Raw genomic sequence first — 22,132 nt, 5'->3', positions numbered from 1 at the left:
TTTAAAAAAAGCTTTAATTTTTTAAAGCCTTTTTAAGGTAAGCCTTTCAACAAGTATGAAAAAATACAATTCTACCTAAAATATAACTAGTTGTATATGAGTATATTCTGTAGCAAACCTGGGCACATCCGGAGCACAGAAAAACCTCAACTTGATTATATATACTTGCCCCACAATTTTACTTTTTTACATCTTAACTCAAAAAACGTATGAAAACGACTGTACAGAAATGCATCTGTAGGATTGGCAGGTTTACACAGTTTATTCTGTTAAATATTTTACTGTCAAAACTACTTACTGTAAGTGCCGGAATTCCTGCAAAAGAGAGGACAGCAGATATACCTATTACTGGAAAAGTTGTCGATTCAGAAACGCAAACGGCCGTACCGGGTGTAAACATTATCATTAAAGGAACGGGTACCGGAACAACAACAGATACAGAGGGAAATTATAGGATTTCTGTACCAAATACTTCGGCAACACTGGTATTCAGTTTTGTCGGTTATGTCAGTCAGGAAGTAAAAGTGGGTAACCGGAGTACGGTCAACATTACGTTGGCATCCGATGCAAAAGCCCTCGGCGAAGTCGTAGTTATTGGCTACGGTACAGTTAAGAAATCCGACTTGACCGGGGCGGTAGCAACTATTAAAGGAGAGGAACTGATGGACAAACCCGTACCCAACGTGTCGCAGGCATTGCAGGGGAAAATTGCCGGCGTTGAGGTCAGTGTAAACAGCAACGCACCGGGAGCACCGGCTAAAGTACGGGTTCGTGGCTTAGGGTCGATCAACTCCAATATCGACCCGCTCTACGTTGTCGACGGCGTGATCGGGGTAGATGCCAACTCCATCAATCCCAATGACATTGCATCGCTGGAAGTGCTGAAAGATGCCTCGTCAACGGCTATTTATGGAGCGCGGGGTGCCAACGGGGTAATTCTGATTACGACCAAACGGGGCCGGTCGGGGGCGGCCCGTGTTACGTATTCCGGCGATGTGAACGTGAGCGATCTGTACCGTCACGTCAAAACGCTGAACTCAGATGAGTTCGTCCAGGTCTACAACCAGGCGTTCGCCAATGGCAGTAAGTTCGATCCCAACGGTGCGACCTGGACCCCACTGGCTCCGCTCGACCACGCCCATTTCCCACTGCTGTTCGACACGAACAACAAGCCTCTGTATAACACCAATTGGGAAAAAGAGGTCTACAAGCCCGCTTTCTCCCAAAATCAGAATCTGAACATTCAGGGAGGGAACGATAAAACCGTTTACAGTCTATCACTAGGGTATCTGAACCAGAATGGCCTGATGATCAACTCCGGTTTCAAGCGGTACTCGGTTCGGTTAACACTCGATAACAACGTTAACAAATGGCTGAAAATTGGTGGTACCATTTCGGCGATCAACAGCCAGCAAAAGGTAGTTTCGGACGGAAATGGCGGCTTAAACGTTCCGCGTTCTGTGGCAGAAGAAGTGCCCATTGTGCCGGTAAAATACCCCGATGGTACCTGGGCGGGTAACAACGACATTGCTGGTCTGGAAGGAGCTCCTAACCCGGTCAACACCGCCACGAACCGGTACACGCTCAATAATACGCTGCAGGCGCTGGGTAATGTTTACCTGCTGTTCCATATCACCAAAGACCTGGACTTCAGAACGGATCTGGGGTACAACGTAAACTACCAGAAAAACAACTTTTTTTCTTCCCAGAACCTGCCACACATCTCGGCGGACCAGGGTGGGGTTGCCGGTATCACGAACAACTCGACCCGGTACTGGCAATCAGAGAATTACCTGACCTGGAACAAGACCATTAATGAGCATCAGCACCTGACCGCCCTGCTGGGGGCCTCCTGGCAGCAATACAACCAGGAAACCAACTACGTTGAGACCCAGAACTTTATTGACGATATTTTTCAGTATCACAACTTAGGTTCGGGCTCGGTAAGAAGTTCATCGACCTCATCGGATTATCAGTGGGCCATGAACTCCTACTACGCCCGGTTGAGCTATAACCTCAACGAGAAGTATTTATTTACGGCCACCGGCCGCTACGACGGGTCGTCGAAATTCGGGGCTAATAATAAATACGCCTTTTTCCCATCTGCCGGAGCTGCCTGGCGCGTATCGGAAGAGGATTTCCTGAGAGGCAACAAAACCATTACCAATTTAAAGGTACGGGCAAGCTATGGCTTATCGGGTAATCAGGAAATTGGTCAGTACCGCTCCATTGCGCAGATTCAGCCTACCAACACCGTACTCGGTGGCGCTCAGCAATCGGCCCTGTTGCCTAGTTACCTGGGTAACCCCAACCTGAAATGGGAAAGATCGCAGCAATTCGATGCAGGGGTAGAACTGGGTATTGGCGAGGCCATCAACCTGACCGTTGATTATTACAACCGGGTTACCAAAGACCTGTTGTTGCAGGCTCCCATCCCATGGTCGGCGGGTGAGCAAAATGCCAATGTCTACCAGAATATCGGCTCGGTCCGAAACTCGGGTATAGAAGTAAGTTTAAACAGTACGAACATCCGGAAGAACAATTTTACCTGGACGAGCAGTGTCGTTTTTGCGTCGAACAGAAACCGGATTCTAAAACTCAATAACGGCAACGCAGATATTTTTCCCGGTCCTAATTTTCTGGGTCAGACAAACATTCTGCGGGTGGGCGAACCCATTGGATCTTTGTGGGGCATGACCCGCCTGGGTACGTACGGTACCAACGAGGCCGATGAAGCCGCCAAGCACAACCTCAAGCCCGGCGACCGGAAGTACATCTACAATGCCGATGGCAGCAACTACTACAGCATCATTGGCCGCACAACACCCAAATGGACGGGCGTACTGAGCAACACCTTCAAGTACGGTAACTGGGATCTCACCGCCGATATCCGCTTTGTGCAGGGTATTAACACCGCAGGCACCTTCAAACATTCTACCGAAGACCGGCAGACGCTGGCAAACAGCCTGGCCACCGTACTGGATGCCTGGACACCAGACCACCAGAACACCATGATTTCGCAGGTGCGTAACTACAAATTTGCGCAGGATTCGCACTTCGATACATGGTGGGTAGAGGATGGCTCGTTCATTCGCGGGCAAAACTTTGTGCTGGGTTACAACTTTAGTAATTCTGCCTTACAGCGGTTGAAAGTGAACCGGCTACGGGTCTATGCGAGTGTACAGAACCTGTTCATCATCACCAAATACAGCGGTTACGACCCGGAGGTGGACACGTTTAATTCGGGGTACGGGTCGAACAGTGCCTTTTCGCAAAACCTCGATTTCTTTGCCTATCCCCGGCCCCGCGTCTGGAATCTGGGCGTAAACCTCACCTTTTAACCTCTTTCTACGAAACGTCATGAAAATAGTCAGATATAGTTTAGTCGTCATGGCCCTGCTCACAATGGGGGGCTGTAAAGAGTTCTTACAGGAAAAGCCAACCGGGTTTATTACACCCGCTTCCAATGTGTCGAGCGTAAAAGTTGCCCGCGCCTACGCCAATGCAGGCTACGCCAGCCTGCAGGGTTTTCTGGCTGGTCAGCCCGCGTCCTACGGCGGTAATACCTGGAACCTGCTGGAGTTTGTAACCGGCAAAGTGAACAGTGACCTGGGGCAGACCGGGTTTGCTACGTTTCAGAAGATGGCCTACAATAACTCGTCCTTTTACTTCGATACCTGGTGGCAGCAGATGTATCTGGGGATTGGAAACTGTAATCTGGCCATTCAGAGTATCCCCTCGATCAATGCCAGCGGACTAACGGACGAGCAGAAAACAAATATGCTGGCTGAAGTCCATACCCTCAGAGCCCTGTATTATTTTCAGTTGGTGCGCATGTACGGAGCGGTACCGAGTGTAACCAGCACACCTACCGATTTGAATCTGAATTTCCCCCGCACACCGGCGAAAGACATTTATGATAAGATCATTATTCCCGATCTGCTGCTAGCCGAAAAATCGACGCTACCCTGGCAGGATAATACGGGAAAGGTGTCGATGGGAGCTGTCGAATCGCTATTGGCCGATGTGTACCTGACCTACGCGGGTGCGGCCATCAACGGTGGCGCACAGTATTATGCCGAATCGGCAAAACGATCGCTGAATGTGATTCAAAACGGTGGATATACCTTATTTCCGGAATACACGGACATGATAAATCCAGCCAACAAAAACCAGGGCGAATTTATTTTACAGGTACAGTATGCCGCCAGCGTTCCATCCATTAATCCGCTGACGCCCCTCACGATCCCGAACTATTCGGGCATCTCGAAATACGCTGATGAATACGGGTCTGTGTACCCAACGGATCAGTTTATGAAGTCGTTTCCGGCAGGCGACAAGCGGGCGCAGGATCGGCAGTTTGTATACCGGTCCTACCCCAGTCTGAAAACGGGCGAGAATGTAACGTTCAGAAACACCTACATCTATAAGTGGTTCGACGTGAACGCGGTAACGAATACGGCCAAGTCTGACCTCAATTATACGCTGTACCGGCTGGCCGATGTGTATTTGATGTATGCCGAAGCCTCCAACCGGGCTGAGGGCTCGCCTAATGCGAAAGCGGTCGATTACGTCAATAAAATTCGTGCCCGCGCCAAACTGGCACCAATCGGTGCGCTGAGCCAAACCGCTTTTGAACAGGAGGTGTGGTTGCAGCGCTACTTTGAACTGTGCTTCGAAAACAAGATGTGGTTCGACATGATCCGTACCCGCAAAGTACACAACGACGTAACGGGCAACTGGGACGATTTTGTGGGGCACACAACGGTCTTCGGTGCCACATTTACCGAAAAAAACCTGCTCTTTCCAGTGCCTCTTCAGGAATTGAACGTGAACCCGAACCTGTTGCCTAACAATACCGGTTACTAGTAGACAGAAAGGGGTAATCATTTCGGTTGAACCGTCGGTGGTATGTTCAGTAACGAGCGCACTACCGACGGTCTAACAAAAATGACTCCTTTCAATGCTTCAGACAGTAGTAGGCTTTCTTCTTTTTTGGCTTCTCGTTTAGTAAGGAAGGTTATTAATTCAACTCAAAAGCAACTCATCATGACAGATATCGTGCAAGTTCTTGTCGACGAGTTTACTGGTTTTTTTGGTATTCGCCATTGGATGGAGATGTTCCGATCGGGCGATTACCAGTCGCTGCTTACTTGGAAGGGACTCCAATCGGCCCTTTCTCCCCTGATTCCGATCCTGTTGCTGATCGAGCTGATTCGGGGAGGTTTGTACCGCACCTTTAAGGTGGAAAACTATAAGATGCCCTTTTTGATCTACATTGTTAACCGCTTTATTTCCCGGTATCTCTCCATTGGCGCAGTGGCTTATTGCATCGGCTTGTTTGAAGGCCACGGTTTGCTGAAGGCTGACCTTACCTGGTACTGGTTCATTTACGGGTATATCGTTTGGGAACTCGCTCACTTTGTCTACCATTATCTGGGCCATAAAGTGCGGATTTTTTGGTGCCTGCACTCGACCCACCATGCACCGGAAGACATGAACCTTTCGGTTACGTATGCCCACTTTTTCCTGGAAGCTCCCTACGCCGATATCATCCGGACTACCATTTGTCTGTTACTTGGGGTGACACCCCCGCTTTTATTTCTCATCATGTTCATTGATGGGACCTGGGGCGCTTTTATTCACGTGGGCGAAAACCTCCTGAAAGACGGTCGGCTGGGTTTTCTCAATAAAATTCTGCTTACCCCCTCCCACCACCGCGTGCACCATGCCAAGAATCCGCTTTACATGGACACGAACTTTTGTAATTTATTGCCTATCTGGGACAAAGCCTTTGGTACCTTACAACAGGAAGAAAAAGAGTTGAAAATTGAATATGGCATATCCCGACAAATCAGGCGGGGTCATTTTGGGGATGCTTACTTTGGGGAGTTCCATGCGCTATTCATCGATATGAAGCGGGCTCCCGGCCTGGTAAACAAGCTATTATACATCGTTATGCCGCCCGGCTGGAGCCATACCGGCGATCACAAAACGGCGAAAGTGGTTCGTCACACCTATCTTCAGCAAACTACCGGTGAACCTGCGGCTCCTGTAAGCCAACATACCTAAACTGGCCAGCACAAACCGTCAGTTTAGGTAAATCAGGCAGAAAACGAGTTATCTATGGCCAACGACCCAACTGGCTTTCGCGGTAATCGGCTCCCTGCAAATCAAATTGAACGGGGTAAGTTTTACTACCAAACTGAATTGTACCATCGTATTCACCTACCCGCAGATCTCCTGGGGATGTTCGAGGTTGAGTTGTTGGTGCAAACGTTAGAACAGCTAAATCACTAAAGGAGGTATCCTTTCTTATCCTAAGCTGCTTTTGAAAGACATTATCAGGCTGGCACTTCAAATCTGCTCGTCGGAGTGTCCACTGGCCTACTAGTTTAGGCTTCAACTCCTTCTCTAGTACAATACTTGCTTGCTCAACCGTCAGTTTAGGTGTAGGTCCATTATCAGGTGAGCACTGATGGAACGGTAAACCAAGTAGTGTCTAGGTAGTATGGTTAATCTTCTTAATGAAAAGGGGTTTGTCATACTGATTCAACGCTATGCAATAAGGTTGTAAGTAAATGGTACATAGTTAAATCATTAGCAGCATTGTATACTCAGTCTACTTTATAGGTCGACAGTTCGAACAGTATTCGTTATTCGTATAATTTCAGCAACCATACCTCTCAAATAAGCGAACACTTACCGGGTTAGTGTTTAAAGGCGGACCAATTATAATAGGTACCTGGCAGGGTTCCGCTAGGCGGTTAAGTCCACGGTTAACGATACCGAATATTGCGTTGTCTCGTCATGGAGTGCAAGGCGATGGGTGGGATAAAGCAAGGCTAATCGTTTACGGGCGTTGGCCAGCCCCAATCCACCCGTTGTTGGCTCAGGGGCAGCCGGTTTACTATTACTTACCAACAAATGCAGATCGTTTCCGGTTACCGATACCTGAAGCTGAACCCAGGATTTTCGGGCCGTTCGCTGCACCCCGTGCTTAAAGGCATTTTCTACAAAAGGAATCAATAGGAACGGGACAATTTGCAACGTTTCCGGAATGAACTCGGGTAAGTCCACCTGCAAATCCACCCGTTTCCCCGTCCGATTTTTCTCCAGCGCCACGTAATCCCGGATAAACTGAAGTTCTTTGTGAAGCGGCACTTTGGGCTCGGTGGTCTCATACAGCGTGTACTGCAACATGCCACTCAGCTGATGCACCAATTGAGCCGCCCGCGGGCAGTCTTCTTCCGTTAAGGCGTAAACGCTGTTGAGTACGTTGAACAGAAAATGAGGATTGATCTGGCTTTTCAGGTAGTCCAGTTCCAGTTGCACGTTCTGCTCTTTCAACCGGGCGTTGTTCACCTGAGAAGCCATATTATCGTAAAACGCCTTAGCTGCCAGCAACAGCGATGGGTAGGCGAAAGAAAGCAGAAAATTCCAGCCAAATAAGCCAGGATGGGTGTAAAGGCCCAGGGGTCCGCGCTGGTTCATAAGTTCCCACAACAAGGGCACATTCTGCCAGGACAGGCTCTTCAGCTCATTATACTCTGTTGCGGGGAAACCCGCCACCCGATGCAGCCAACTGAAGATAAGGTAGTTGGCAATGTACGACAGCGTGTAGGTTAGCAGTATCCCCGTTAGCAGGGGCAGGGGCTTAAATCGATACAGATACCGGGGAAAGAGCCAGTACCCCCAACTGAAATAGATACCTGCCTGAAGCGCGAATTGCCCAATCATAGCCCATTGGCCCATCAACCCGTATCGGTTTATTAAATCGACTGAAAAGCCATCATTATAAACCAATACACAGAGTACCAGCAACGACGCGAAGCGGGTAGCGTACCGGCTCGGCACGATGCGGGCCAGTAAGGGAATAGCCATGGGTTCGTTCATAGTACAAAAGTGGGCTGGTTGCACGTGATTCGGCGACTTTTTCGATGAAGACCTCATTTTTTTCGTTGAAACTGGCTATCGGTTTTTCATCGAATAGCAGAATCGGTTCACCGAATTAACTGGGGGTTGCTGTCCGGCAGGACTAGGTTTGCCTCATCAATCAAGCAAACGCAGGTCAATTCATGAAAACGCTTCTCACCCTCTTTTTGTCAATAATTCTGGTAACGGCCACGGCACAGGCCCAACTCAGCGGTATCGTCATCGAAAAAGCGAACCAACCCCTGGCCTACGCCACCGTAGCCCTGCTCAATGCCCGTGATTCATCGGTTGTAAAGGGAGCACTGACCGACGAGGCTGGTCGGTTTGTCTTCAAGACGCTCTTGCCCGGAACCTACAGGACACACATTAGCGCAGTTGGATTCAGCGACCATTACTCATCAGAAATTATATTAAACACTAACTCACCCGCGCTCGATCTGGGTGTCTTTACCCTACTCCCCAGCGCGCAGCAACTGGCATCGGTCACGGTGAAAGCCCAGCAATCGCTCATCAGCCAGCAGCCCGATCGGATCGTGATGAATGTGGAAGGCAGCGTGATTGCGCAGGGAAATAAGGTGGAAGACCTGCTCCGGTATATGCCCCGCGTGAGCTACGACAACGGAAACGTGCGTGTGGGCAATAAATCCAGCGTATTGATTCTGGTCGATGGCCGCCAGATGGGGCAGGCCAGTTTAGCAGGTTTTCTACAAACCTTTTCGGCAGAAGACATTCTGCGGATTGAGCTGATCACCAATCCATCAGCGCGTTACGATGCCACGGTGGGCGCGGTTGTCAATATCGTCACCAGAAAAAGTCGGGAGCAGGGCGTCAACGGCCGGGCATCGGCTACCTACTCACAGGGACAATACAGCCGCTCGTCGATGAATGGGTCACTCAACTACCGGCAGGGTAAGTGGAACGTATTTGGCAGTTTGAATGCAACGCTGCCCTCAACGGCTTATTCGACTCAGCTGGTGAACCGTACTTTTCCGGGTACCCTCCAGCAAAACAACATCACAACCTTCGATGGCTATCGGTCGTTAGCGACCAACATGGGCATTGACTACACGATCAACCAGCGTCACACAGTGGGAATGCGGCTCAACGGTAAGTGGAACCGGGATACCAAAACGACTAACACACTGACCCGGACCATGGCTACGCCAGCCATTGACTCCACCATCCGTACCCGGAATGACGACCGGGAAAGTGCCGGGGTATATGATTTTAACCTCAACTATAAAGGCCAGTTTGGCCCGGCTAACGCCCCGGGCGGCCCCCGCGAATTGACGGTTTACCTGACCGAATCGACACAGGACAAAGACGAAACCCAGTTGATCAATTACCAAAATACTACCGAAGGACTTCCGGCGGGGCCAACAACCCAACTTCGCATCCTCAACCCTAATCAACAACGGAATTTCATTAGTCAGCTTGACTTCGGCACACCCGTGCTGGGCGGACGCTGGCGGATGGACCTGGGGGCGAAATATGTCTTCATCCGGAACAACAACTCGCTTCAGCAGCAAACCCGCGTCGGAGATCAATTCGTGACCGACCCCATCTTTAGCCAGATTGGTCTTTACCAGGAGCACACTTACGCGGCTTACACCAATTTTAGCCGCCAGTTTACCAAAGGCTGGTCTCTGCAGGGAGGCCTGCGGGCAGAACAGACCGAGCAAAGTCTGATCCAGTCGAACCTGGCGCGTACCTACAGGGGGTTGTTCCCCAGCCTGGGTTTGAATCGGAGTTTAACGAATGGAAATTCCTGGGGCATGACGCTGAGTCGCAAAGTAAGCCGCCCCAGCCTGAACAGCCTGGTGCCGTACCGGTATCTGATTGACCCATACACCCTAATCGAAGGTAATCCGCAGATTCGGCCCACATTCATTCACACCCTCGACGCCTTTTATGCCTTAGGTAGCCTGAATTTATTCGCCAATTATTCCTTCAGTCGCGATCCAATCACCAACGTACTCATCGCGAACGAGCAGACGGGGCGATACACCCAAATCGATGCCAATCTGCGCAATAGTCATGACTTCTACCTGGGTGCCACCTATGCCAAAAACATCACCAAGTCGTGGCAGACCAATACCACCCTGATGGGCACGGGTAACTTGACAGACTCGCCCGTTAACGAACTCGCCCGCTACCGGGCATCGGGACTATGGGTCAACGTAAATTCGACCAACATCTTTTCGTTACCCCGCGACTGGAAATATGAACTGACCCTCGTGTATATGTCATCGGCCCGCTCGGGGTTGTTTACCCAGAAAGCGATTGGTGGCGTATCGATGAGCATCACCAAATCCCTGCTGGCTCGCCGGGCCAACCTCCGGGTAGACGTAAGCGACGTTTTTCGGACGTTCTATAGTCGCCTGGCCATTAACTACGGGGCGGTTGATTTAACCATGCGCAGCTACAACGACAGCCAGCGCGTGAAGGTCTCCTTCAGCTACAATTTTGGGAAGAAGACTGTCAAAGCCGCCCGCCAAACGCAGCTGGGGAATGAGGATGAGAAAGGGCGTATGGGTCTCTGATGGACCGACGCATTACTGAACAAGCTCCCGCTTGATCCGTTCTTTGACCGCGTCCCGGTAGTTAGGCCCAATCACCAGATTGTCGCCAGTCGATAAGCGGACCGAGTTACCTTCCAGAGTTTTTACGTGCCGAAGTTGAATGAGGTAGGACCGGTTGATGCGCAGGAAGCGATCTGCCGGTAAGATCTCACTCAATTTCGTCATGGTTAAGTGAGTTACTACGAACCGATCAGGCAGAAAGACCTTGAGGTAGTCGCCCAGCGATTCAGCAAAAACCAGGTCCTTCAGTTGAATTTGCTCTAGTTTTTTATCGGTTTTCAAATAAATAAACTCAGTCGACCGTATGTCTTCCGGCTCGGGCGTTGGTGGCTTCGGAGGAGTTGGTTGGGTGGTACTCCCATCGGTTACGGAGGGCCAGGACGTTGGTTGAAAACGCTCTTTAACGCGCCCAATCGCTTTCAGAAACCGCTCAAACGTAATGGGCTTGAGCAAATAATCAACTACCCCTAACTCAAATCCGTCCAGGGCATGCTGGGCATTAGCGGTAGTCATCACAACCAAAGGATGAGGGGTCGGGTAGACCTTTAAAAATTCCAGTCCTGTCATCTCGGGCATATTGATATCGAGAAAAAGGACATCTGCCCGGAGAGCCGGTAACTGGTCGAAGGCGGTAATCGCGTCATCGAACGTAGCCACAAGCTCCAGCGACGACAAGCGCCTGACATACTTTTCGAGTAACTCCTGGGCCAGAGGTTCGTCGTCGATAATGGCGCAGCGAAGGGGGTTATTCATCGGGTTGCAAAAGTAGTGCCGTCGTTACAAACCTCCTAGCGGCTTCGGCTGATTGGGATTGGCGCTGTCTGTTTGATGGCGGTTAACTACGTCTGATACATGCCCTTCCTGATCAGTAGAAGATAGTTAATAGTATAGTGAGCTAGTCCATAACGAAGGCTATCCCTTCTTCAGAAAAAATCCGCTTATACACGCTCAATCAGCCTGAAAGTAATTCACCGCATCCAGTCGTTAGTAATACCAGCCCGTTGCCCTACACTTAGCCGGATAAGTAGTGGATGATCCTAGGCGTCCACCGCGATGCATGGATCTTGGCGGGGCTCCGGCAGCCCGGTCCTACCGCCTACCGATTGCCTACCCCAATAAATACGCTACTTCGACTGGTGGTTCCGGTAGAACTCACCATAATTACATCGTTCTGAGCCAGGCGTGGGCTAGCTAACAATAGATTACAAAGCAATAGCGGTATACAATTTTTTATGATGATTTGGTGGGTAGTCCTGCAAAGTTACAGAAAGCAAATTTGGCTTATACTGTTTACTTAATTGTCGACACGCCCTGGTTTTAATTCCCGAAGAGCCATTTAAATCTAGTTTTGTTTATCAGTTTAACAAACATCATTGTCAAGGTATATATCATAAAGAACCGTACTAGTGTAGTAATTGCTAGTTCTAAGCCTGTATTATCAACCGAATAAGTGAAAATATTTAACAACCTCAATAAATTGTTAATAAATTCTGTGAAATATAAGTGATATAAATAAACGCCAAACGATTCAGTCCGAGGGTTAACCCAAGACAGTTGTTTAGAGTAATCATTGCGTAACAGAAGAACAAAAACCAACACAGAAAATAGTTGGTTAGTAAGACGCAGTGAGTTAAACGGACTGATTGAGTTTGCTGCCCACAAGTATTTACTTTCAAGCACTGCAAGACATAGGGTAAATAACGTAGAAAGGATTAACCAACGATTCGGCAGTTGTTGTATCCGATCCAAAATATCTTGCCGACGTGAAAGCCAGACACCCACCCACAAATAAAACAAATACGGCGGTATGGCCAGGTTGTGTCGCTGCTCAATCCAATTCAGATAGATGTTAATACCGTAAAATAAGGCGATTAGCCCCGTAATCCACCCAAATATTGGCTTGTACGATTGGCGCCAGAACAGCAGGAATATGCCAAGTACAATAAGAAAATTAAAAACAAACCAGTAGGCAGAATTAAAAATGACCACCCAAATTTTTTCTTGTATGAAGTCAAGTGTAAGTAGGTCAATGTTATAACGACCAATCAATATGCCATACAACCCTGAGTGCTTTAACAAAAATAAACCCGAAGCAATTAAGAAGGGTACTCCAACCACCTGAAGCCTTCTCTTATAATAGGACCATGGTGATTCTTGAAGTGATAGATGCTTACCGAGTAAGTAACCCGAGATTATAAAGAAGCATATAGTACCAAATTTCATCGGCTGTACAATCCACGGCATAGCTAATGCCTGGCTAATACTTTTTACATAATGAACATTGGCATTAATAGTTTGAGATGAGCTCTCCGGTGTTACTAAATCCAGACTGTGCTCATACACTATCGATAGTATTGCAACAAACCTTATCCAATTAACAAATGAATAGTTCGGCTTAAATCGATTAACATTCTCTTTTTGAGTTTGTGGTACAATTATAGAGTTCAAAAGTTTTTCAAGTTAAGTTGAGACTTTTCCCCGATTATCTTTCTTCAACACGCATTTGCTCACTTCAGGTAGTCTAATACGAGATAAGATGATCAGAAACACAAAAGTATTCTTTTCAAAAGTTAATTCGTCTGCAAATCTCTTTATAAAAAATAATACATCAATGAAACATGACTATTTCACAAACGTGCTATTTTATATAAAATAGACTTATTTCTGTAGACTTTTATGTAACGTTTATTTGCACAAGCGTATCCTTAAAGTTTTTTTTACGTAAAAATATTTCCCAGGTAATTGAAACTTTAACATTGCTAACGGTGAAGTGCTCCCTTCTATTACGTTAAATTTATTTTAGGGATTTTAAAAATCACTTATGCAACAACCTTGCTAATTAAAAATACAACTACCTTTCTATCAGGTAGTTGTATTATATTTAATCGTGGATCCAGCTATTTATATGACAGATAGAATTAAAAATAATCGTATAATTTACAGATATGTAGCTTAGTCTGTAGCAAATGCTCCTCCCTCTTCCGAATGAAGCCGCTCCTACGCGCCTGATCACGCTGTAAATAATTCACTCCCTTCAGAACAGCCTCCTGTAACAATCTTGAATGGATAAAGAGCCGGTTTTTCCAAGGCTCATTTAATTGATTTCTTCGTCTCTATAAGACATAAACATAGCAAAATTGGTCGGTGCTGTCGATGCAGTAGCAGAGAACTCAATATACATGTAAGCTCCTTTCTTATTTCTAATAGGAATATTTTTCTCTACATCAGTTTTAGTGAATTTATTAACCCGACAACCTTCAATTCAAAATTGATCTAATCCTTGGCAATCAGGCGCTCAAAAAGCAGTATAAACAGTCAAAAATTCATCAAGTTTTTAATTGTATCTGCTTTACAAACAAGAATTAGTTACAGAAAAACCGATTATATCTTTACACTGAGCTATGCGAAAAATCTCAATAGAACGAACTAAAAAAAACTATAACGTATTTATACGGGGCACTTTTTTATTATAGAATTACTTTGACTGTCAAAATGGTTGGCGATCAATTATGAAGACTAGTATCTACCCTCATTTCCTGCTTTTTTAAGGCAGAGCAGCACAAAAAGCAAGGCTATTTTTTAGATCAGTTTCCTGATTGAAATTAATGGAGTACTCTTTTAAGTATTGTTTAACAACCTGTTTGTTTTTAGCGAATAGATTCAGAAAACCAGCTTGGTTTGCCAGATGAAACTTGCCGTTGCTATCCCGTAATTTATACTCAGCCCTTTTAGAAAATAACATATCGCTATGGGTGTTTAAGCGAGCTAACGATCCGTTGGCGCCGGAATAAGTGGTGGTGGTTCGTATGGCTGAAGCCCCCGTTGATTGTTTATACCCTCCTTCTTTCTCTCGATCAATCAAAACCATGGTTCGTTTAATAAGTAGTTTAGCGGAACCGTAGGTAGACACCAGCTGCCAATAGGACTTTGGATACTCGTAATAAAACGAGTCTGGGCCGATAACCACGAGCTGAACCGTGGGATCATTTTGCAGTGCCAGTGTATCGCCAGTAGCGCTGATAAAATGTATCTCACCCAAAAAAAGATTGTAGTTAAACCTGGCCGCAGACGACTTGCTGGACGCGTAAACCAGCTGCCCCGCAGTAAATGCCGGGTATTGGTAGCGTTCATTGAACGAAACAGAATTCGTTAGATTCTCCCCCGCTTTTACCCGGACGTATTGGTTGCTTTGAGCAGCAACGATAGATTGTATACCAATTAATAGGAAACAGGCGAGCGATATAAGTTTCATGGCTAAGAGTAGTCAATTGCAGAATACGTTGTTCCTAAGGTGTAGGTTAAAGTTGAGTTCTTCAGGTGTATGTAACGCTGGGAAAATGAATCTTCTATGAAAGCAATAACCATCCTGTTTCTAGTCATGCTTGGACTGCTTGCTTAAGAGAAAGATGGTTGATATAATGCAAAGACTACCAATCCATTCCGGACCTGAAAAGGATATGTGTAGCCAGATGACCCCCATCAGGGTAGCTGAAAGTGGCTCTACGGAAGCTAATAAACTGGCTTTCTGACCGCCAATTAACTTCACCGCAGATACATAGGCGTAAAAGGGAACCAACGTCCCAAATACGATAATGAAGCCCATGCCCATATAGGTTTGCAGATCCCATAGGCCGCTTACCTGCCAAGGTGCTCTTACCAGAGAGAAAACCATGCCGCCAAAAAACATACCCCAACCGATCACCAGCGAGGAGCTGTACTTCGCTAACAGACTGGCTGGTTGCAGCGTATAAATGGCCAGCGTAACCGCAGAGCCAATCCCAAACAGCAAGGCTAAGCCCGAAATGGACAAGCTCATCATACTGCCGCGAGTTACCAACAGCACTGTCCCAAAGATGGCCAGGAAGAGAGCGGCCAGTTCCGTAGCCGTGGGCATGACTCTATTTTTGATAGCCAGATAACTCGTTATTAGAATCGGCCCTGCATATTGCAGCACCGTTGCCGTGGCAGCATTGGACTCTTTAATAGCCGCAAAGTACGTGTATTGAACGGCCAGCATCCCCGCAAGACTAAAAATGACCAACTGCACGGCGTCCCTTTTGTGTCGCCATATGGGCAGGAGCACTGTTTTTTCGACAAATGCAGAAAAAAGCAGAAGAAGGGCACCCGCTGCGAGCATTCGGGTTGTGATCAGCCATTCTACGTTGAGGCTCCGATGTTGGAAGAGAAACTGTCCGACTGTTCCCGACACTCCCCAGAGGAGGGCCGCACCAATAGCCAGGCCAAACCCTTTCACTGTTGTTGATTTCATCCCCATTTCAGGCTAATGTGATTCAGGCGCAAAATTGGCATGTCAACTTTGCAATATTTCGTCTATTTTTCGTCCCTTCTGTACAGTTTTAATCGCAGTCTGCTGATTTGAACCTGGAAGATTCTGAAAAATTTGACCGGGCGACCCTGCAACGGAGAATTAACCGAATTTAAAAATTAATCCATACCAAGATGACTCGTGTGCTTGTTCTGCTTAGCCTGATTACTATCCTGATAGCTGGTCGAGTATCCGGCGTATTGGCTCAGAGCACAACTACCCTCACTGGCAACGTCCGTGATGCCGGCACTGGTGAGCCGATGCCGTTTGCCAATGTCTATCTCAACAACAGCACACACGGTACCATCAGCGATAGTAAAGGCAACTTTGTGCTGACCAATGTACCGTTGGGGACCGTGGAACTAGTGGCTTCGTTTGTGGGGTATAAAACGGAGCAGCAAACGTTGCGTCTGCTTAGTACCCCAACCCAGCCGATAAATTTTCGGCTGAAATCCGGCGATCAGACGTTAGCCGGGGTGACTATAACCGCTAAGCGAAACGAGCAGGTGTGGCAACGGCAGCTTCAACAATTTAAAAACCAGCTGTTCGGCGAACCTTTTGGCAACCAATGTGTATTGCTCAACCCCGATGTGCTTCACTTCGAAGAGGCTAACGGCTACTTAAAAGCCGTGGCAACTGAGCCGCTCCAAATTCAGAATCAGGCATTAGGGTATCGTCTCTGGTTCGACCTGACGTATTTCCATGGCGAAGCAAGGCAGGTGTACTACGGCGGCTCGGCCCGGTTTGAAGAAATTGATCAGAAAAATAAGCGGCAGGAAAAACGATTTCAGCGAAACCGGATGCGGGCCTACTTAGGCTCAACCCGGCACCTGATGACCAGCTTAATTGCCGGCGACTATCAGGAGCAGAATTTTTTGGTGTATGAAGAGCAGGATTCTACCCTGTCAACGTATAACTCGAGTGCATCGATCACGCTAAAACAGGCCATTGAACAAAAGCTTCGGCCCATTCGCCAGTCGGATTTGATTCAGCCGGGCCAACTGCCGTTTGAACGGATGCTCGTGGCAACCAAGCCCCTCATTGTTCTTTATACCAAAGTTCTATCGCCCTACTCGCCCTACCGGGATGCCCCCTATGCCTATACCCGAATAAAATTACCCACGGGTTCGATGCAGCTGCTCACCAATGGGTGGATAACCGTGCCGAATGGCGTACAGATGCAAGGCTCTTTAGGCCAGGACCGACTGTCTACGCTACTTCCCGCCGACTGGCAACCTACACAGCCAGATGGCGTGATAACCCCCAATGGCGCCGATTTAGTACGGGCAATACCTACTGCCAAAACCGCTTATTATGCCGAGAAAGCTTATTTGCATACCGACCGGGTGCAGTATGTAGCGGGCGACACCCTCTGGTTTAACGCATATGTGGTTGAGGCTACCGAGCACAAACCCGGCGCTCTCAGCCAGACGCTATACGTCAATCTGGTTGATTCGACCGGAGAGGTTCAGGTTCGTCAACTACTCCGCATTGACAGCACAGGGCAAGCGCCCGGCAGCATCACCCTACCTGCTCCACTACCGGGTGGTACCTATCAACTGCTCGCCTACACCAACTGGATGCGAAATGCGGACAATGAATTTCTGTTCCGAAAGCGCATTCGGATTGAGGCCGGCACTAACTTCCCAGTAGCTAATACGATATCCCAGGCAGTCGGGCTAACGGTTCGCCTGTTTCCCGAAGGCGGCAACTTAGTGGAAGGCCTGCCCGCACGGGTAGCCTTTCAGGCACTCGATGCACAGGGCCGCAGCATAGCCATAAAGGGTGTGCTCACCAATCAAAAAGGGGACACGTTAAGCGATTTCCAGAGCCTGCACCGGGGCATGGGCACGTTCACGCTTACGCCCCAGCCCGGCCAGCATTACCGGATTTTAGCCACCTCTGCCAATGGCCCCTTACTTCCGGCTGATTTGCCGGAAGCCTTACCTACCGGCTATGCGTTGGCGGTCGATAACCTGACAAATTCGCAGGCGCTACGCGTTTTGATTCGGAGCAACCAGCCCGAAATGGGGCAATTAACCTTGTTTGCGCACGTGCGGGGGCAAATTTGTTATCAGGCCCAGTTGGATGCCAACAAAACCGAGATGCTGGCTGCCATTCCTTATGATTCGATTCGGCAGGATGGAATTTTACACTTGACGCTGTTTGATGCCGATAACCATCCGGTGGCGGAGCGCCTGGCATTTATCGATCGACATCGGAAACTACACATTCAAATCCGGTCCGACAAAGACACGTATCAGCCGCGACAACCCGTTACGCTCCACTTTTCAGTCAGTGATTCATCGGGAAAACCTATTCCAACTAAACTTTCAGTCGCCGTTACTGACACCAAACAGGCAGCAGAACTCGAGCCGGGAGCCCCTACCCTGCGGAGTTACCTGTTACTAACCTCCGATTTACGAGGCCACATCGAGGCCCCTGACTATTACTTCGAGTCGACGGAAGCCCGCACCCGGCAGTATCTGGATTATGTGATGATGACCCACGGCTGGCGACGTTTTAGTTGGCAGGCCCTCATGAGCGACAGCACCACGCGTCCAGTGTACGGGCTGGAAACAGGCTTATCTATTGGCGGTCGGGTACGTTATGAAGATGACCACAGTCCGGCCCGTGAAGCAGCAATGACGGGTATCCTTAAAACCATCCAGCGTTTGGTGCCAATGGACATCAAGACGGATAAAGAGGGCCGGTTTTCGCTGATGAACCTATTGTTCTCCGATACGGCAACGGTCATGATACGCCCTAACGGGAACCGGCGCATTCGTCTCTCATTGGATGAGCAGACTATACCCAATTTTGTTTCCCTGCCTTCCTTACCGGTTTCCGGCTCAGCTCATCTGAAGGCCATAATCAATCAGGCGCTGGAGACGCAGGCAGTAGCCAGACAGCAGCTCGAAAATGGCGGACGGTTGCTACAGGCCGTTAATGTGAAGGCCCGGAAAGAAGGCGACCAGCGTGATTATCGCCGTATAATGTACGGGACTGCGGACGCAACGGTAGTCGCCACCGATCAGATGCGTTCGATGCCCACGGTGCTGCGCATGATACAGGGCCAGGTAGCGGGCGTTACCGTTTCCATGAATGGCGATGGCTCCGGTTTGATAAGTATCCGGAACGAGCCTGCTGCGGTTATGATGGATGGAACAATAATCGATAACACCGTTCTGGCAACTATCAATCCCAACGATGTTGAAGCGATTGATGTGTTAAAAAACCCGGCTACCTATGCCATCTTTGGCGTACGGGCTCGCGGTGGTGTCATTAATATTCTCACCCGGCGGGGTGGAGACGGCGAAGCACAACCCAATCAGGTTATCAGCAAAATTGCCGGTTACACGGTTAGCCGGGAGTTTTATGCTCCCCAGTATAGCACTCCGCCCACCCAAACGACTCCGGCTGATGGTCGGGCTACCCTGTATTGGAATCCATCCCTGCAAACGGACGCCAATGGTAAGGCAACCGTAACGTTTTACAATACCGATAAAGAAACGACGATTCAGACGGTAGCCGAAGGACTAAGTTCCGGTGGGCTGCCGGGCACAGGAAAAGTAGTGTATTCAGTGAAAAAGTAACCGTATGCGACGAATGTGATTCGATAGTTGTTGATGATACCTGTCCCAAAAATCGCTTCCTTAGAAGCTGGTCCACTTTGCTTAAGGTTGTTTAACGAAGTCCATTCGCTGAATACCCCGGTTCAAACCCACCCATTGCATGGTCGGTTGACCAACCGTGGTTTCCAGCGAGAAGGTTTCGTTGATAAGCCCCAAGTTCTCCAGAAACGTTTCTTCAGCTTCGGGAAAACGAATCCCATCGGGGAAATGAAAGCTAAACAGCAAAAAAGCTTGAGGTCCCTTCTGGCCCGGGCTATAAATCCGGGGGCCCGGCCATGCATTAAACTGAATGGGGTACGTCTTCTTATTATACTGAATGGTTCCGTCGTATTCGCTGTAACGGGGATCGACAGGCGTCTGGCGTGGCCTGGCTGCGGGCAGGATCGTTAGTAAGCCCAGGTCCTGAAAAGTACTATCCTGACGTAAGTTAAGCCGGTTGATTCGGTTAGGTGCGTTAGGGCTTACGTGTACCTGCCTGATTTTCCACGTCCCTACGAGTTGTGGCTTCAGTTCGGTCATGACCTGAGCCGCTACCTGATCGTAATCAATTTTGGGCGCTGCTTCGGGCGTACACTGCCACAAAGCGAGACCCAGTAAGCCCCAACTCCAGCGGGTTATTTTATACTTAAGTCGATAATTCATGTTTTCATAACGGGATTCTGCCGTAAATCTAATCGGGATTTTGGCTGTGCCAATCTATTCCTGAGTTAAGTTTCCCGCTCTTTTCTACCTCATATGGTACTGATCAAGCCACAGCATTACAGGGCAGGTGTCAAAAATTCAGACTGAATAGCCGCAAAAAATGAACCGGTTGAGACAGAAGGTCATTCTCAAGTTGACGTATTTTGAACGTCTATAGACAAATTGATCTCCTGTACTTTAGCACAGTCGTTTAACTTACTGGCTCTAAACTATCCGTTGCATGTATCTGAATATACTGGAATCAAAAGAGTTGCTATTGGTAACACAGGCCCATTTACGGGTACTCGAACAGCTTGAAGCGGAGCGGATCGCGAAAGAAACAGGGCAGCCCCTACAAGTGATTGAGCAACGAATTCAAAGGCTGGCTGAAGAAATACTTGAAGCAGTACGAGAGGAAAACCCCTAGGCTCTATCTAACTTCCACGAACATGAAGGATAAATTGTTACACCTGATTTAACTAGGTCAATTCCTTCAATGCCTGTCCAATCACGAGCCATTTTATTACTCCAAACGACCGGATTCACTACTGACATACAGCTGTCACACCCCTGGCTTTTCTTTGTACTGTTAATCAATCGACAATTTAAAGCACTAGCAGACTATGGAAAACACAGCGCAGCTTAGCCAAACGATGAGCCAGATCGTTCTCTCACCCGAACAACTTCTTGCCCATTGGCAGGGGCACCGGGGCCTCACCCGCCGGTTGATCGAAGTCTACCCCGACGAGCACTTCTTTTCGTATACGCTGGGCGGAATGCGACCTTGTTCGGCACTGGTTGATGAAGTCCTTCAGATGGCCGACCAGAGCATGCAGGGTGTTATTTCAGGCGAGTGGCCTTCATTTGGCGAGCATTCGGAAGCAGCCCCCAAAGCAACGACGAAGGCGCAGGTACTGGCGCAGTGGGATCGGGTGACCGAGAAGATTGATGCCTGCTGGCCCCAGATTTCACCCGCCCGCTTCCAGGAGGTCGATAAGGCTTTTGGTCTATATGAAGGACCTATTTACTGGTTTCTTTTCTACCTGATCGATAATGAAATTCATCACCGGGGTCAGGCTTATGTCTACCTACGCACCCTGGGCGTAGAACCGCCTGCTTTTTGGGATCGCCCTCAGGTATAGCCTGCCGTGAGCCCACAGTGGGTAAGCCATTTTACAAAGCCTTTGCCAACCATTGTGTTGGCAAAGGCTTTTTCATAGCACACCGGCTGATTAGTCTTCTGTACATTCGGACAGGTCATTAAAACGGAGTTCTCCGTCTTGATCTTGCCATCGATGAAGACCCTCATAAGCCGCTCGTCGATATTGACTGAAATGCCGCTCGAATTCCTGACGAATGGGCGCACGCTTCCCCCAGGAGCCTTGATCGGTATCCATCCAAAAGCTGCTTAACAGGTCTAATCGACGCTGCAATGCCTCAACGCTCGCTGGTTTGATAATGTAGGCACTTGCCCCAAAATTGTAAGCTTTCGCTACACTGTGTCGATCGCCTATAACCGTCATCATGACCACAGGAATTGCCTTATAAGGGTCACTATCTTTCACTTTGGCCAACAGGCTAAATCCATTAACCAGGGGCATATTGACATCGAGAAGAATGAGGGAAGGCCTTTGGTTAACCGCTAACCAGGCTAGCAGATCAGTGCCCGTGTGGAGCACATGAATGGCTGGGCGTTGCTGACACCCGTTTAGTGCTTCCTCAAGTAAGTACGTGTAAGCAGGGTCATCATCGACAATCAGAACATGCCCATTCTTATTTTCCATCTGTAAACGTATCGGTGTGAATAAAATCTATCCAATGTACATACATCAAATCAAACTTTAAAATAAATGTATACATTACCATATATCGTATTTATACACTTCCATGTATTAGTTTATGAGAGCTATTTACAGGTTAGTACAGTCGATTCATTCCATAGATCGAGTTTAACTATTATCTTATATCGGCGG

14 protein-coding genes are annotated in these 22,132 nt (G+C 48.3%); 7 read left to right on the top strand and 7 right to left on the bottom strand.

Annotation, left to right across the window (positions count from 1 at the left end; all coding sequences use genetic code 11):
* The first annotated feature begins 209 nt into the window (after window positions 1-209).
* From ACYVJM_RS15890 to ACYVJM_RS15880, 3 genes are all read left to right on the top strand, one after another.
* Window positions 210-3,341: a SusC/RagA family TonB-linked outer membrane protein gene (locus tag ACYVJM_RS15890; protein WP_461149213.1), complete on the top strand. Its 3,132-nt coding sequence runs from the start codon at window positions 210-212 to the stop codon at window positions 3,339-3,341.
* A gap of 19 nt (window positions 3,342-3,360) precedes the next feature.
* Entirely contained in the window at window positions 3,361-4,869 is a 1,509-nt protein-coding gene (locus ACYVJM_RS15885; RefSeq protein WP_461149212.1) for a RagB/SusD family nutrient uptake outer membrane protein, read from the top strand.
* A 180-nt stretch (window positions 4,870-5,049) separates the two neighbouring features.
* Window positions 5,050-6,072 carry a sterol desaturase family protein gene (locus ACYVJM_RS15880; protein WP_461149211.1) on the top strand — a complete coding sequence of 341 codons (1,023 nt, stop codon included), beginning with the start codon at window positions 5,050-5,052 and terminating at the stop codon, window positions 6,070-6,072.
* Between the two features lie 687 nt (window positions 6,073-6,759).
* Here ACYVJM_RS15880 and ACYVJM_RS15875 read toward each other — a convergent pair.
* Window positions 6,760-7,896 carry a sensor histidine kinase gene (locus tag ACYVJM_RS15875; protein WP_461149210.1) on the bottom strand — a complete coding sequence of 379 codons (1,137 nt, stop codon included), beginning with the start codon at window positions 7,894-7,896 and terminating at the stop codon, window positions 6,760-6,762.
* A gap of 182 nt (window positions 7,897-8,078) precedes the next feature.
* Here ACYVJM_RS15875 and ACYVJM_RS15870 point away from each other — a divergent pair, with 182 nt between their 5' ends.
* Window positions 8,079-10,478, top strand: a complete 2,400-nt coding sequence (locus ACYVJM_RS15870) for an outer membrane beta-barrel protein (RefSeq protein ID WP_461149209.1) — start codon at window positions 8,079-8,081, stop codon at window positions 10,476-10,478.
* A 12-nt stretch (window positions 10,479-10,490) separates the two neighbouring features.
* On the opposite strand, the gene ACYVJM_RS15865 is transcribed toward ACYVJM_RS15870, so the two are convergent.
* From ACYVJM_RS15865 to ACYVJM_RS15850, 4 genes are all read right to left on the bottom strand, one after another.
* A complete protein-coding gene (locus ACYVJM_RS15865) occupies window positions 10,491-11,270 on the bottom strand; it encodes a LytR/AlgR family response regulator transcription factor (RefSeq protein WP_461149208.1) in 780 nt (259 codons plus the stop codon).
* Window positions 11,271-11,834: 564 nt separating this feature from the next.
* Window positions 11,835-12,965, bottom strand: a complete 1,131-nt coding sequence (locus tag ACYVJM_RS15860) for an acyltransferase family protein (RefSeq protein WP_461149207.1) — start codon at window positions 12,963-12,965, stop codon at window positions 11,835-11,837.
* 1,096 nt (window positions 12,966-14,061) lie between these two features.
* Window positions 14,062-14,769, bottom strand: a complete 708-nt coding sequence (locus ACYVJM_RS15855) for a hypothetical protein (RefSeq protein ID WP_461149206.1) — start codon at window positions 14,767-14,769, stop codon at window positions 14,062-14,064.
* Between the two features lie 120 nt (window positions 14,770-14,889).
* A complete protein-coding gene (locus ACYVJM_RS15850; RefSeq protein WP_461149205.1) occupies window positions 14,890-15,786 on the bottom strand; it encodes an EamA family transporter in 897 nt (298 codons plus the stop codon).
* Between the two features lie 191 nt (window positions 15,787-15,977).
* Between ACYVJM_RS15850 and ACYVJM_RS15845 the strand changes: the two genes are divergently transcribed.
* Window positions 15,978-19,439, top strand: a complete 3,462-nt coding sequence (locus ACYVJM_RS15845) for a carboxypeptidase-like regulatory domain-containing protein (protein ID WP_461149204.1) — start codon at window positions 15,978-15,980, stop codon at window positions 19,437-19,439.
* 81 nt (window positions 19,440-19,520) lie between these two features.
* On the opposite strand, the gene ACYVJM_RS15840 is transcribed toward ACYVJM_RS15845, so the two are convergent.
* Window positions 19,521-20,120 carry a hypothetical protein gene (locus ACYVJM_RS15840; protein WP_461149203.1) on the bottom strand — a complete coding sequence of 200 codons (600 nt, stop codon included), beginning with the start codon at window positions 20,118-20,120 and terminating at the stop codon, window positions 19,521-19,523.
* A 280-nt stretch (window positions 20,121-20,400) separates the two neighbouring features.
* On the opposite strand from ACYVJM_RS15840, the gene ACYVJM_RS15835 reads away from it, so the two are divergent.
* A complete protein-coding gene (locus tag ACYVJM_RS15835) occupies window positions 20,401-20,586 on the top strand; it encodes a hypothetical protein (RefSeq protein ID WP_461149202.1) in 186 nt (61 codons plus the stop codon).
* Window positions 20,587-20,782: 196 nt separating this feature from the next.
* Window positions 20,783-21,301, top strand: a complete 519-nt coding sequence (locus ACYVJM_RS15830) for a DinB family protein (RefSeq protein ID WP_461149201.1) — start codon at window positions 20,783-20,785, stop codon at window positions 21,299-21,301.
* 90 nt (window positions 21,302-21,391) lie between these two features.
* Here ACYVJM_RS15830 and ACYVJM_RS15825 read toward each other — a convergent pair whose 3' ends face one another.
* A complete protein-coding gene (locus ACYVJM_RS15825; protein WP_461149200.1) occupies window positions 21,392-21,943 on the bottom strand; it encodes a response regulator in 552 nt (183 codons plus the stop codon).
* Between the last annotated feature and the right edge of the window lie 189 nt (window positions 21,944-22,132).

The organism is Spirosoma pulveris (assembly GCF_054781875.1).
The sequence above is the reverse complement of the archived record's forward strand: the minus strand, read 5'-3'. Positions and strand labels throughout refer to the sequence as shown.